Genomic DNA, 14,142 nt, shown 5'->3' on the forward strand with positions numbered 1-14,142 from the left:
CGATAAAAATAACATATATGCTACATTTGGTAGGGTTGTAAAGCTTGTTAAAAACCTGAGCTAGACCTCTTTAACTAGGGCTGAATCGATATATATTTGATGATGCCATTAGAAATTATAAAAATAGGAATATATGGTAGCTCGGATAAAGAATAAGGTTTCTACACTCGCATTTCGCTTTGGTATGCTAGGAGTCTTCGGATTATTGCTAGGGTTGGTGATGTCAGTGCTGACATTTGAGCAGTATGACGGTGAAGGTTTTAGCTTTTTAAACCATACGCTCAGTGAGTTGGGTAATTATGGCCATTCCTATTTTGCAGTGATCATTAATGGCGGCCTATTTTTTGGTAGTTTGAGTGTGGTGCTGTTTTGTTTGTTTTCTTTGCAAATTGCAGACTCTCCTTGGTCTTATCCGTTTTTTGCCTGTTTAGCGCTGACTTTTTTTAGTCTTGCAGCAATAGGCCTGTTCCCAATCAATGTTTATCACTTGCATACAACAGCTGTGCAATACTTCTTCATTTTCGGTTGTGTGAGTTCAGTCTTATATGGGCTGTATTTGTTAGTTGGTAAAGGACGATTGTTCTCACGGACTACCAGCATTTTGGCATCCTGCTCATTCTTCAGCATGGCGGCATTTCTAATTGTACCTTTGCTAGGATTAGAGCTGACAGAAGGTGACAGAGCATTTTATCAGGAGATGCTAGTTGAGATGCATCGCCCTGATATTTGGTGGCCTGCGGTGTTTGAGTGGGTAGGGATCAGCTGTTTTGTGGCTTGGACCACCAACGTCATGTTAAATCTAAGGCCTACATTCAAGTCTTAGTTAACCTGTGCTAACCCTGAAGTTTGATGCCAATAGCCATTGCATGTGAGAGGCTCTGGCAGTTGCGGTTTAGTCAGAATACTCTCAGCGACATCGATGCTCTTTAGACTACTTGGTGATACTCTAAAGTAGTTGATTCCCATCTGTTGCATCTGGGCAATATCAGCTGAAAGATCAATTTGACTGGCAGACTGAGTTTGAATACCGTTTACCCTTAATAAAGGTTGTTGCTCTTGGGTTTGAGCGAGTAACCCTTTGGAATGTGTAAGACATACCGTTTGACAGTTATCTTTAGGGAGTCCTTGTTGTTTGGCCGTAAAACAGCGAGCTGAATGAGCGAGTGGTAAATACCCGTGAGCAAATACCTCTATTTCAAAAGGGAGAGCAGAACCGCTAATGGCTATTTCAGCTTCGATAACACTAGTTAACCAAGTTTTAGACAACTCGATAGGCATCACAAAACGTTGCATGCCCCATTGGTGCAGTTTTTTAAGCGTCGCCAAATTGTAGTTGTTGATAGTGGGGCCACAGACAAAGGGTAAACCAATCTCTTTGGCTGCTTGCACTGCACCGATATCATTGGCCTCGATAATGAATTCACCATTGTTAACCTGCTTTTTTAGCTCAGTGTATTCTGATGGCGCTTCTAATAATGCGAGCGTAGATAGAATAACTTCCTTACCAGACTCTCGCAGCATGTGTGCTAGCGCTAAATAGTCGCTAAATTTGACTTGTCTGCGTCTACTGCAAACCGTTTCACCAAGATAGATGACGGGAATATTGCTGTCAGCCACCTGCTGATAGAACTGGTTAACTTTTTCTTTTGACCAGCAATACTGTATTGGCCCGAGGGATGTTTTCATTATCTTTCCTTTAAAATATGCAGAGCGGTTACTGCCAAGTTCGCTCATAGGCGCCGAGTGTGGTTGTTTGTCCTTCGGAGACTTTGTTTAAAGCTTCATTCCACTCTTGCTGGGTTTGGTATTTCTCTGGCGCTGACTGGTAGCTATCGATTGCAGCGCGCCATACTCTTGTCACTTGCTCGACATAAGCAGGACTGCGTTGACGGCCTTCTATTTTTAGAGACACTACATTTGCTTTGGCCAGTTCAGGCAATAAACTTAAAGTGTTTAAACTGGTCGGCGCCTCAAGAATATGGCTAGCACTACTGTTTTCATCTGTGGTGTAACGACCTTTACAGACGACTGGGTAACCCATCTGCTCATCAACACCAGACTTATCAATAAGCACATCGTTTAACCAAGTAAGCCTATTGCTGCCATCCTCTTGCCAGCGTACATGTTTTGCCGGTGAGCAGGAGCCACCAGTATTAGGAGATTGGCCGGTGACGTATGAAGATAAATGACAGCGACCTTCAGCCATAATACATAAACTGCCGAATGCGAAAACTTCTAAGTCTACAGGGGTGACTTTTGACAGGTCTCTGACCTGTTTCATCGATAATACCCGTGGTAATACCGCCCGTTCGATATTAAACGCTTCTTTATAAAGTGTTAGCGCACCAAGGTTAGTGGCACTGGCTTGTACCGATAAATGCAACGGCAAATGTGGATAGCGGCTATGGGCATAATCGAGCAGTGATATATCCGCCATAATGAGCGCATCAACACCGGTAGCCGCTGCTAAATCAATGGCTTGATACCAGCGAGTTTCTTCACCTGGTTTTGGAAAGGTATTAATGGTTAAAAATACTTTCTTGCCGCATTTTTTGGTGTACTCAACAGCCTGTTGCAGTTTTTTGGGAGTAAAGTTTAAACCTGCAAAAGAACGGGCATTGGTATCATCTTTGAGTCCTAGATAGACCGCATCGGCGCCAGCATTTAGCGCAATTTTTAATGATGCGAGGTTACCCGCGGGGCACAGCAGTTCCATATATTTGGCTCCAATGATAAGGAATCAGGAGTTTAAAAGGGAATGAAGATCAAATTTTTGATGTAAAACAGGTTTGTGATCATAAAAGCTAGGTAAGATCACTTTCTTTGTATCAATGCTGGAGCATTTTTAAATGCAAGGTTTACTTCCCAATAGTTTGGCTAAAAAAATTCTGAATATCGGCCCTAAGGCGCTATCACAGCCGTTAGCACTTATCCCGTTCTCTTTAAAGGCTGATCTATTAAAACGGATACTCACCTTGATGCTTGCTGAGCAAGCAAAGGATGATGAACTGGAATTCTTACAAGATCGTTGGGTTGCTATCGAAGTTGAAGATTTAGCTTTAACCTTTGAGGTTAGTTACAACGGCAGTTGGTTAGTCCGTTCATTACAAAATGCAGAAGTGACGTTTAAGAGTGACTCAAAGGCGTTACTTTTAGTCGCTGCCGCAAAAGAAGATCCCGATACGCTATTCTTTCAGCGTAAACTCAGTATTGAAGGTGATACAGAGCTTGGTCTTGAAGTGAAAAACTTATTACTTGGTGTTGAGTTTGACTCAATGCCGACCGCGATCAGTACCGCTGTAACTAAACTGGCGGAAGCGCTGCAATCAGTGCAAAAAAGCGCTGAGCTGCAAGTGGCCTAAAGAAAATTAACATAAAAGATAAAGGCGCCATTGGCGCCTTTATCTTTTAGCAAATAAGAAGCAGTAATTAAATGCTGTCTTCTAGTCCACCAAGCGCTTCTACGACGGCATTTACCAAGGCAATTAGCTCGCTTCCCATTAAGGCAAAATCTGCATCTAAACGCGCCATTGGATCTTCATTACCTAAATCGTCATTACCCGCTCTGAACTCTTCAGAGAACTTAAGGCGCTTAATCGCAGCATCAGACTGAAGCAAGAAGGCCACTGATTGACCAAAATGTAATGCTAGTTTATGAACCTGCTTACCGACTTCAATGTGCGCTAATACTTCATTTTCACTCAAATCTTGCTGTTTAAAGCGAACAATTCCACCTTCATCTGAATCGCTTTTCAACTCAGCTTCATCTTGCATCTCGAAAGGCGCGGGTGTTTTGCTCTCTTTTAACCATTCCGTTAACTGCGTTTCAATTGGCGTTTTAAAGCTCATCGGAATGATAGGTAAAGTCCCAATGGCTTTACGCAGTAGCGCCATTAGCTCTTCAGATTTAGCAGCACTTGAGCTATCGACCAAGATCATCTGGATCTCAGGTAAAATCAATGCGCGAATTTGACTGCGACGAGAAAATGCTCTTGGTAGAAGAGTGGTCGTTATCTCATCTTTTAGTGCGTCTTTCTCTTTTTTAGCCAGCTTGCGGCCATCTTCAGATTCAAGTAGTGCAACTTTTTCCTCTAATGCTTCTTTTATGACTTGAGCAGGGAGGATTTTTTCCTCTTTGGTTGCGCAGATTAGATGCCTGTCTGCTGCGGTATGGACCAAAGTGTCGCCATGCTTTCCAAATGCGTTTGAGAAGCCAAACTTGCTGATATCTTGGCTTGAGCATGGAGAGAAGGTGAAGTCTTCCAGTGATTTTTCCATTGATTCAGTGTCAACAGAGAAGGGCTTGTTAAAGCGGTAGACAGTTAGATTTTTAAACCACATAGATTAAGTGCTCAGTCAAAATTAAAGCCGCAGTGTAAGCCATTGTCAGGTTCGGGTAAACCGCTTAGGTGTGCTGGTACTGGATGTGATTGTCACATTTAACCAAACTGTCATATTTCAAAAGGTATGCTTGAAAGCCCCGTTTCCAAGGGCTTTCTAAGTTTTTGGTTGTCAATCTTTAACAATTAGCGCTCAGTTTAGTTATTGCTGAAATAAAAATGCAACAAACGACCTTCATTATGGCGCTCGTCCAAACCAATAACCAAGACGAATAAACGTCGAAAGGATTAAATGATGAACGTTTTTTGTAAAACTCTACTGGCCTCTGCTCTAGCTACTGCAACTCTTGCCTCTGCTCACGCTGCAGACCCATTAACAGTTTACGGTAAGCTTAATGTTACTGCGCAGTCTAATGATGTAAATGATGAAGCAACAACAACGATTCAATCTAATGCTTCTCGTTTTGGTGTTAAAGGCGCTTTCGAATTGAGCAGCTCGCTTGAAGCTTTTTACACAGTTGAATATGAAGTTGATACTGGTGATGATGCTAAAGAAAACTTTAAAGCACGTAATCAGTTTGTCGGCCTACGTGGCAACTTTGGTGCATTCTCTGTTGGTCGCAACGATACTATGCTTAAAGTTTCACAAGGTAAAGTTGACCAGTTCAATGACCTCTCTGGTGATTTGAAAAATCTATTTAAAGGTGAAAACCGTATAGAGCAAACGGCAACGTATATCACTCCATCTTTCAGTGGCTTTAAAGTGGGTGTCACATACGCAGCGGAAGGCGCAAGCTCTCAATATGCACAAGATGGGTTCAGCGTTGCGGCTATGTATGGTGATGCTAAGCTTAAAAAGTCACCTATTTATGCAGCGGTTGCCTATGATGCTGATGTAAAAGGTTATGAAGTTGTACGTGCAACGGTTCAAGGTAAAATTGCAGGTCTTAAGCTAGGTGGTATGTACCAGCAGCAGGAAGAGACTTATGAAAAAGATGGTACACCAACGGTAGGTGGCGAAAGCAAAACGGGTTACCTATTCAGTGCGGCATACACTATTGATGCAGTGGTATTAAAAGCTCAGTATCAAGATATGGAAGATAAAGGTGATTCTTGGTCTGTAGGCGGTGATTACAAACTAGGTAAGCCAACTAAGCTATTCGCTTTCTATACCAACCGTTCATTTGAGAATGTTGAAAACGACGACAAATACTTTGGTGTGGGTCTAGAGCACAAGTTCTAAATCACAGTAAGGTTATAAAAAAGGAGGCTAAGGCCTCCTTTTTACGTGTAAAGTGAGAGCAACTAATCCTGCTTTATGACAATAATTCTGTTTATTATGTCAAAATGGTACTTCGTTTAATATTAATGTAATAAAACTGACCAATAATAGACTCGTAGAAATTCACTGACAGAAGATCGATTATGACAGCAAGGATATTGATAGTTGAAGATGAGTTAGCGATCCGCGAGATGCTAACTTTCGTGCTAGAGCAACATGGTTTTACCACCACCGCGGCTGAAGACTACGACTCAGCACTTGATATGTTAACCGAGCCTTATCCTGATCTAGTGCTACTCGATTGGATGTTCCCTGGCGGAAGTGGCATTCAATTAGCTAAGCGATTACGCCAAGATGAGTTCACACGCCACATCCCAATTATTATGCTAACTGCTCGCGGCGAAGAGGAAGATAAAGTCAGAGGGCTTGAAGTTGGCGCCGATGACTTTATTACTAAACCGTTTTCCCCTAAAGAGTTGGTTGCACGTATTAAGGCGGTTATGCGTCGTGCTGCTCCTACCTGCCTTGAAGACCCTATTGATGTTCAGGGCCTGCAGTTAGATCCTGTCAGCCATCGCGTCACCGTTGGTGAGCAAGTGCTAGATATGGGACCGACTGAGTTTCGTTTATTACACTTCTTTATGACGCACCCTGAACGAGTCTATAGCCGAGAGCAACTTCTCGACAACGTGTGGGGGACTAATGTTTATGTTGAAGATAGAACGGTTGACGTACATATCAGACGCTTACGTAAGGCGGTTACCCTTTCTGGGCATGATCGCCTGATCCAAACCGTTCGTGGCGCAGGCTATCGTTTCTCGACGAGACTTTAGTTAAACATCTCATAGGCACAAGGTGGCTTTTACGCTATCTTGTGCTCAGTTCTTCCATATGGTCGGTCTATGTTTGATTCATATTCTGGGTATCGTCTAATTTCTCGATTGGTGATCTATCTATTACTTTGTCTGGTAGTAGGCTTACTGATTGGTGAAGTCTTTTGGATACTTTTACTCGGTTGTATCGGTTTATTGCTGTGGCATTACCGTCAATTATCTCGGCTGAATTTCTGGTTGTGGCATGACCGTCGCTTAACGCCGCCAAATGGCAGCGGCAGTTGGGAAGGGGTGTTTAATGGTATCTATCGCTTGCAAGGCAAGAATCGTAAGCGTGTGTCTCAATTAGCATTTCTATTAGGGCGTTTCAGGCAAGGTGCTGAAGCATTACCCGACGCAGCAGTGGTGCTTGATTCAGAGCATAATATTCTCTGGTGTAACAAGTTAGCGCAGCTGCTTTTAGGTTTCGTTTGGCCGCAAGATAATGGCCAGCGGATTGATAACCTAATTCGTCATCCTGATTTTTCAAATTACCTAAAGTTAGCCGAGTATCAAGAGCCGTTGGAGCTTGCCGCGCCCTTATCGGAAGGACGCTTGCTTGAGATCCGCATTATGGGCTACGGCTCAGGTCAGTTGCTGCTAATTGCACGGGATATTACTCGTGTGCGTCAGTTAGAAGGGATGCGCAAAGAGTTTGTTGCCAATGTATCTCATGAACTAAAGACCCCATTAACTGTGCTGCAAGGATACTTGGAGATGATGCAGTCGATGGAGGAGCCTGGTTCGCCTAATGTCAGAGCGCTCGATCAAATGCAGCAGCAAACCTCACGCATGCGCTCTATGGTTGAGCAGTTATTGGCGTTGTCAAGAATCGAGGACTCGGGTGATGTAGACCTTGAGGTCAAAGTGAATATGTCGCAGATGATGGATATCTTACGTGATGAAGCATTGGCTCTCGCTCAAAAGCAGTATGATGTGACTTTGTACTGCGAACCAGGGCTTGATATGTACGGTAATGAGGTTCAGCTTAGAAGTGCTTGCACAAACCTTATCTCTAACGCGATTCGATATACTGAACCAGGTGGCAACATCGATATTAGCTGGCGTAAAATTGCCTCCGGTGGTGAGTTTAGTGTCAGTGATAGTGGTGAAGGTATAGCACCGCAACACATCAGCCGCTTAACCGAACGCTTCTATCGCGTTGATAGTGCTCGTTCGAGACAAAGTGGCGGCACGGGGCTTGGGCTCGCGATAACTAAGCATGCACTCAATCATCACCAAAGTGAGCTTATGGTGTCTAGTCAGTTAGGTAAAGGAAGTACATTTAGCTTTGTTATTCCACCTAATCTAATTGAATATTCGCAGCCAGAGACGGAAAAGGTTACTGAGTGATATTTTGGCTAAGAATAGATGACATAAAAACAGGCGCTTAGCCTGTTTTTTCATTTAAGCGACATAAATTTTTCAAATAAAGCCGCTCTGTCATCGAAGTGTCACTTTGTAGTAATAGACTTGTCATCATAGAAGTTAATACTGACAGCGTTTTAAGAAACCAAGATATTTAAACACTGGAGCAAAGAATGAAATTGAAACAACTTGTTGGCGCAGTAAGCTTAACTGCAGCAACTGTATTTTCTGCAGCATCAATGGCGGCAATCGATCAGTCTTTACCAACTTATGAAAAAACAAGTGGTGTGTCTGGTAACTTATCTTCTGTTGGTTCAGATACTTTGGCTAACATGATGACACTTTGGGCTGAAGATTTTAAACAACTATACCCTAACGTAAATATTCAAATTCAAGCCGCTGGTTCATCTACAGCGCCACCAGCATTGACCGAAGGTACTTCACAGTTTGGCCCTATGAGCCGCAAGATGAAACCAAATGAAGTTGAAGCTTTTGAGAAACATTATGGTTACCAGCCAACGGCTATCCGTGTTGCGATTGATGCACTCGCCGTATTCGTGCACAAAGATAACCCTATCAAAGGCATGAGCATGGAGCAGATCGACGGTATCTTCTCATCTACAAATAAGTGTGGCGGCGAAAATATTAAACGTTGGGGCGATGTTGGCCTAACGGGTAGCTGGAATGGCCGTGATGTGCAGCTATATGGACGTAACTCTGTATCGGGTACTTACGGTTACTTCAAAAAGAAAGCACTTTGTAAAGGTGATTTCAAAGCCAATGTTAATGAGCAGCCAGGTTCTGCTTCAGTGGTTCAGTCTGTATCTCAATCACTAAATGCGATTGGTTACTCTGGCATCGGTTATAAAACTGCGGGCGTTAAAGCAGTTGCAGTATCTAAGAAAGGCACTAATTACATCGCGGCATCAGCAGAAAACGCAGCAAGTGGTAAGTACCCACTTTCACGTTACCTGTATGTTTATGTGAACAAGCATCCGAACAAAGATCTTGCGCCAATGGATCGTGAGTTCATCCGCTACGTACTGTCTCAGCAAGGACAGCAAATCGTAGAGAAAGACGGTTATGTAGCACTTCCTCGCAGTGTTATTGCAAAAGACTTAGCTAAAGCCGGTATCCGCCTTTAAACGCTAACTCATTTATAAAAAGGCCTCGATTGAGGCCTTTTTTGATTCTGCTTTACGATTAGTTTGTTTTGGCAAGCTCAGTTAACCAAGTTTGAAACTCTGCATCCATTGAGGTTCCCCATTGGCTCACTAATGCCTGGTACCCTTGGGAAATCTCCTTTTCGAGTAAAGACAAGCATCTCATCGATTTTATCTTTATGTTGTTCAAGCATAAAGCGGACGGCTAAATAGCCCCAGCGGTAGACTCTATCACCGCCACCATTTTGCTCATAGCTGGTATTGAACAACTCGCTCAATTGCAGGTTATTATCGCCTATAACCTTTAGCGCATTTGGATTATTGTCAGCAAGAGAGATATATTCTGCAACACCTTCGCTCCACCAAACGGTATGAGGGTACAAGGGGGCTGGCTTAGGACAGTATTCGGGTGCGCTATGTGAGTCATGCAGTGACGCACAAAAATCACCATAAAGATTAAAGCGACCATCAAGATAATGGACATACTCGTGAGCTAGGTTCCACACTTGGCCCTTTTTCTCGTAGGCAACAAATTCGGCTTGGTTATCTTTTTCCCATGGAAGCCCTTCTAGATACATGCCGCCATTGTCGCTGGGCACGTTAAAGTGCGCTGTCACATTCGCTTTATAATCTTCACGCGAGTGATAGACGTTTGCCCGCATACTGTGATTGTTGTCATGGGCTACAGGTTTATTCAAAGTTCCGAATAGTTTGTGGAATTTAGCTTCCTGCTTTTGCAGTAACTGACAAGCTGATTCAATCTGTTGTGGTGTCAACGCTTGAGAGCGGATAATAATCGTATCGCTGCAGGCATGAGTCTGGCTGAGAACCTTTTCTAATGGTTGCACTGTTTGCGCAGCAGTATATTGCGACACAAGCAAAAGAGGGCTAATAAGCAATGATAGAGCACTGTATTTATTTTTCATGGAGGGTTTCTCTAATTTTTATATTTGCATACAATATCCTCAAGTGTTCCATTTAAAGTTAATCAAGTCAATTTCACTCCAGAATTAGATTTTGGTTAGAATACTCAAATAGATTCAATCACTAAAAAGGATATGCCGTGTTAGAGCAATGGGATAACAGCCGTGACTACCATTCATTCGCCAATACAGAGCAAGTGTGTGTTAAACATTTATCATTGATGCTAGATGTTGATTTTGAATCAAAACAATTGACTGGATTGGTAGAGCTTAACCTTACCTATTTAGATGATAATACTCGTGAGTTACTGTTAGATCTCCGTGATATCACGATTTTTAACGTGACGACAGCTGCAGAACAAGCCTTAGAGTATGCGATTGATAAAGAAGATGAAATCTTAGGTCAGCGCTTATGTATCAAGTTAGACTCTACCGTTAGCAGCGTAAAAATACACTATGCAACTTCGCCTGAAGCGCAAGGCTTGCAATGGTTAACACCGGCACAAACCAGTGGCAAGAAGCTGCCATTTTTGTTCAGCCAATCTCAACCTATTAATGCGCGTAGCTGGATCCCGCTGCAAGATACCCCAAAAGCGAGAGTTACTTTTGATGCAGTGATTAATGCACCTAAAGGGATGCGAGCGGTGATGAGCGCCATGAATGATGCCACTGCAGCGCTTGATGGCCGCTTTAGCTTCACCATGGAAAAAGCAATGCCGACTCACCTACTTGCTATTGCTGTTGGCGACCTCGCATTTGGACGCTTAGGGGCGCGGACTGGTGTATACGCTGAGCCTGAAGTGGTTGACTCCGCCGTTGCGGAGTTTGAGGATACTGAAAGCATGGTTGAGGTCGCAGAGTCGTTGCTGGGGCCATACCCTTGGGGGCGTTATGACATGATTGTATTGCCACCGAGCTTCCCGTTTGGCGGAATGGAAAACCCAAGATTAGCCTTTATGACGCCAACGCTAATAGCAGGTGATAAAAGCTTAGTTTCGACTGTTGCCCATGAATTAGCGCATTCTTGGACCGGTAACCTTGTCAGTAATGCGACTTGGCGCGATCTATGGCTAAACGAAGGATTTACTACCTATTTTACCAATCGTATTGTCGAAAAGGTGTTCGGTAAAGAGTTAGCTGAGCTTGAGGTGGTACTGGAATATGGTCGTTTAAAAGACGCGATTGAATCGACGGATCTCGCGGCGCAGACTTTGCCTGCAAACATGCAAACTCAAGATCCTAATGAGGCCTTTAATCGTTTTACTTATGACAAGGCGTCGATGTTTGTTCATGATCTTGAAAAGCGTTTAGGGCGAGTTGCTTTTGATAAGTTCCTCTATGAGTATGTACAAGCTTTTGCTTTTGAAGCAATAACAACAGAGACTTTTGTTGAGTATGCTAAAAAGACATTGCTTGTTGAGCATAGTGAGTTGATTGGCGAAGCTGAGCTTATGGGGTGGATCTATGGTGAAGGCATGCCCCAGTGGTTTAACGCGCCAACTTCAAATAGCTTGGACAAGGTCACTGAAGCCCTGTTAGCGCTTGAAGCCGGAAAGGCTGCTGCCGACCTGAATACCACAGGCTGGTTAGTGCATCATTGGCAGTACTTCTTGTCCAATTTGCCAGAAGTATTGACTCATGATCAGCTTGAGTCGCTTGATGGAGCATTTGCATTAACTCAGTCAAGTAATGCTGAAATAGCCTGTGATTGGTATCGGGTGGCAATTCGTAATAACTATGCAGCAGTCTTGCCTGCTGTGTCTGATTATTTAGTGAAAATTGGACGAGGTAAGTTTGTTAGGCCGCTTTATGCTGAACTACTTAAAGCTGGTTTTAATAGTGAGATTAAAAAAATCTATGCCTTGGCACGAGAAGGTTACCACCCATCGATAGTGGTGATGTTAGATGCTCAACTTAGCGCTGTACTTTAACAGGTAAAAAAAATGGCAACCTAAATAGGTTGCCATAAACATAAGTTTTCAAGAATTAACGGTTAGTGCGCTAGCGTAACGGTTAACTCTATTAGCAAACCTCAACAGGAGTGCCTAAGGGAATGATGATGAACAATGAAACTATCAACTCTCAGTGATGAGCAAAGAGTAAAAGTGTTAAGCCAATTGATGAAATTCACTTAACCAGAATCGGTTCATATAATCAGAGTGCCAAATTTAGCTTTAGTTCCATTTATTCCCCATTTTTTTAGTTTTTATTTTATTTAGAATTTCTACCACAAACATCTTGATAGTTAACTACGTGCTAACGTATTGAGTTTTCGCTATTAAAACTAGTTTTGTTTTAGGCTATTTATCGGTGATTCGTAGCCAAAAAAAATGGCAACCTAAATAGGTTGCCATAAACATAAGTTTTCAAGAGTTAACACGGTTAGTGCGCTAGCGTAACGGTTAACTCCAATGGCAAACCTCAACAGGAGTGCCCAAGGGAATGATGATGAACAATGAAACTATCAACTCTCAGTGATGAGCAAAGAGTAAAAGTGTTAAGCCAATTGATGAAATTCACTTAACCAGAATCGGTTCATATAGTCAGAGTGCCAAGTTTAGTTTTAGTTCCAATTATTCTTCACTTTTTCGTTTTTATTTCATTTGGTTTGATTTTAGCTCGCTTAAAGTCGTTTAGCTGCGAGTTAGGGTTTTGAGTTTAACTATTAGCGTAAAGTGCGTTCCAAGCCGTATTTTGATGAATGGCAGGTAAAAAAAATGGCAACCTAAATAGGTTGCCATAAACATAAGTTTTCAAGAGTTAACACAGTTAGTGCGCTAGCGTAACGGTTAACTCCAATGGCAAACCTCAACAGGAGTGCCCAAGGGAATGATGATGAACAATGAAACTATCAACTCTCAGTGATGAGCAAAGAGCAAAATCGTTAAGCCAATTGATGAAATTCACTTAACCAGAATCGGTTCATATAATCAGAGTGCCAAGTTTAGTTTTAGTTCCAATTATTCTTCACTTTTTCGTTTTTATTTCATTTGGTTTGATTTTTAGCTCACTTAAAGTCGTTTAGCTGCGAGTTAGGGTTTTGAGTTTAACTATTAGCGTAAAGTGCGTTCCAAGCCGTATTTTGATGAATGGCAGGTAAAAAAATGGCAACCGAAATAGGTTGCCATAAACATAAGTTTTCAAGAGTTAACACGGTTAGTGCGCTAGCGTAACGGTTAACTCCAATGGCAAACCTCAACAGGAGTGCCCAAGGGAATGATGATGAACAATGAAACTATCAACTCTCAGTGATGAGCAAAGAGTAAAAGTGTTAAGCCAATTGATGAAATTCACTTAACCAGAATCGGTTCATATAGTCAGAGTGCTGTAATTTGTTTTAGTTCCCTGAAAGAGTATTTTTTCTACTTGCTTCAGCTTTATGAGGGTCATTGAGGGAAAAAAAAGGGCAACCCAATGGGTTGCCTGACTGACCTACTTAGAGATCAAGGGGACCGCGCTAGAAGTCCCAGGGAGAATGATGAACATGAAGTAAATATTCAATGCTCAAAAAGTTAGAGAGGCAAAATTAGTTAAAGTTCAAAAAATAGACTAATTAATTGTGTTTTTTTTAATTGAATTTCTAATTTATTGTTTTACATCTATAAAAATTACAATAATTCTAAGATATTTTTCTCTATAGCCATAGGTTTCGTTGTCGGCGCAAAGCGTTTCTCTACTTTTCCCTGCTTGTTAACTAGAAACTTGGTGAAGTTCCACTTAATCCTTTCTGAGCCTAGCAAACCTTTTGCTTCTGTTTTTAAATATTGGTAAAGCGGCGTTGTTGCTGCGCCGTTTACCTCTATTTTTTCAAAAAGTGGAAAAGTAACCCCAAAGTTGAGTTCGCAAAATGAGCTGATGGCTGCACTATCGCCTTTTTCTTGAGCACCAAACTGGTTGCAAGGAAACCCAAGTACGACAAAGCCTCGAGATTGGTATTTTTTATAGAGAGCTTCAAGCTCTTTATATTGCGGAGTAAAGCCACACTCACTCGCTGTATTGACAATAAGGATTACTTTTCCTTGGTAGTCTTTTAAAGGGGTAGATTGACCTTGAATATTTGCAACTGAAAAATCGTAAATTGATGATGGCATAGTGCGCTCCTTTTTGATAAATCATACTAGCAAAAGGGTTTGTGGGCAATATTGTTGCGCGCAACTTACATTGATGCAGATTGCCGCAGATTGATAATTTCTT

11 protein-coding genes and 1 pseudogene are annotated in these 14,142 nt (G+C 42.3%); 7 read left to right on the top strand and 5 right to left on the bottom strand.

Features of this window, described 5'->3' with window-relative positions; translation table 11 throughout:
* Positions 1-133: 133 nt before the first annotated feature.
* On the top strand, positions 134-823 hold the full coding sequence (locus tag SWP_RS05585) for a DUF998 domain-containing protein (RefSeq protein ID WP_044555698.1): 690 nt from the start codon (positions 134-136) through the stop codon (positions 821-823).
* On the opposite strand, the gene SWP_RS05590 is transcribed toward SWP_RS05585, so the two are convergent.
* Together SWP_RS05590 and ubiU are read right to left on the bottom strand one after the other, a co-directional pair.
* Positions 820-1,686 (bottom strand): U32 family peptidase, encoded by an 867-nt coding sequence (locus SWP_RS05590; protein WP_020911431.1) that lies wholly within the window; start codon positions 1,684-1,686, stop codon positions 820-822. The two genes, SWP_RS05585 and SWP_RS05590, sit on opposite strands and share 4 nt — an antisense overlap.
* A gap of 28 nt (positions 1,687-1,714) precedes the next feature.
* Positions 1,715-2,716 carry a ubiquinone anaerobic biosynthesis protein UbiU gene (ubiU, locus tag SWP_RS05595; RefSeq protein ID WP_020911432.1) on the bottom strand — a complete coding sequence of 334 codons (1,002 nt, stop codon included), beginning with the start codon at positions 2,714-2,716 and terminating at the stop codon, positions 1,715-1,717.
* A gap of 133 nt (positions 2,717-2,849) precedes the next feature.
* Between ubiU and ubiT the strand changes: the two genes are divergently transcribed.
* Complete coding sequence (ubiT, locus tag SWP_RS05600) at positions 2,850-3,362, top strand: ubiquinone anaerobic biosynthesis accessory factor UbiT (RefSeq protein WP_020911433.1); 513 nt, start codon at positions 2,850-2,852, stop codon at positions 3,360-3,362.
* A 67-nt stretch (positions 3,363-3,429) separates the two neighbouring features.
* On the opposite strand, the gene rdgC is transcribed toward ubiT, so the two are convergent.
* On the bottom strand, positions 3,430-4,341 hold the full coding sequence (gene rdgC, locus SWP_RS05605; RefSeq protein WP_020911434.1) for a recombination-associated protein RdgC: 912 nt from the start codon (positions 4,339-4,341) through the stop codon (positions 3,430-3,432).
* Positions 4,342-4,632: 291 nt separating this feature from the next.
* On the opposite strand from rdgC, the gene SWP_RS05610 reads away from it, so the two are divergent.
* From SWP_RS05610 to SWP_RS05625, 4 genes are all read left to right on the top strand, one after another.
* Positions 4,633-5,583, top strand: a complete 951-nt coding sequence (locus SWP_RS05610) for a porin (RefSeq protein ID WP_044555699.1) — start codon at positions 4,633-4,635, stop codon at positions 5,581-5,583.
* Between the two features lie 182 nt (positions 5,584-5,765).
* Positions 5,766-6,455 carry a phosphate regulon transcriptional regulator PhoB gene (phoB, locus tag SWP_RS05615; RefSeq protein ID WP_020911436.1) on the top strand — a complete coding sequence of 230 codons (690 nt, stop codon included), beginning with the start codon at positions 5,766-5,768 and terminating at the stop codon, positions 6,453-6,455.
* A gap of 69 nt (positions 6,456-6,524) precedes the next feature.
* The gene (gene phoR, locus SWP_RS05620) at positions 6,525-7,847 is read left to right on the top strand and encodes a phosphate regulon sensor histidine kinase PhoR (RefSeq protein WP_020911437.1); all 1,323 of its coding nucleotides are present in this window, start codon (positions 6,525-6,527) and stop codon (positions 7,845-7,847) included.
* 188 nt (positions 7,848-8,035) lie between these two features.
* Positions 8,036-9,007, top strand: coding sequence for a PstS family phosphate ABC transporter substrate-binding protein (locus SWP_RS05625; protein ID WP_020911438.1), 972 nt, complete (start codon positions 8,036-8,038; stop codon positions 9,005-9,007).
* A 58-nt stretch (positions 9,008-9,065) separates the two neighbouring features.
* On the opposite strand, the pseudogene SWP_RS05630 reads toward SWP_RS05625, so the two are convergent.
* Positions 9,066-9,951 (bottom strand): annotated as a pseudogene (locus tag SWP_RS05630) (collagenase).
* Between the two features lie 137 nt (positions 9,952-10,088).
* Between SWP_RS05630 and SWP_RS05635 the strand changes: the two are divergent.
* A complete protein-coding gene (locus tag SWP_RS05635) occupies positions 10,089-11,879 on the top strand; it encodes a M1 family metallopeptidase (protein WP_020911440.1) in 1,791 nt (596 codons plus the stop codon).
* Positions 11,880-13,556: 1,677 nt separating this feature from the next.
* Here SWP_RS05635 and SWP_RS05640 read toward each other — a convergent pair.
* Positions 13,557-14,039, bottom strand: coding sequence for a glutathione peroxidase (locus SWP_RS05640; protein ID WP_020911442.1), 483 nt, complete (start codon positions 14,037-14,039; stop codon positions 13,557-13,559).
* Between the last annotated feature and the right edge of the window lie 103 nt (positions 14,040-14,142).

Source organism: Shewanella piezotolerans WP3 (genome assembly GCF_000014885.1).
GTDB classification, from domain to species: domain Bacteria; phylum Pseudomonadota; class Gammaproteobacteria; order Enterobacterales; family Shewanellaceae; genus Shewanella; species Shewanella piezotolerans.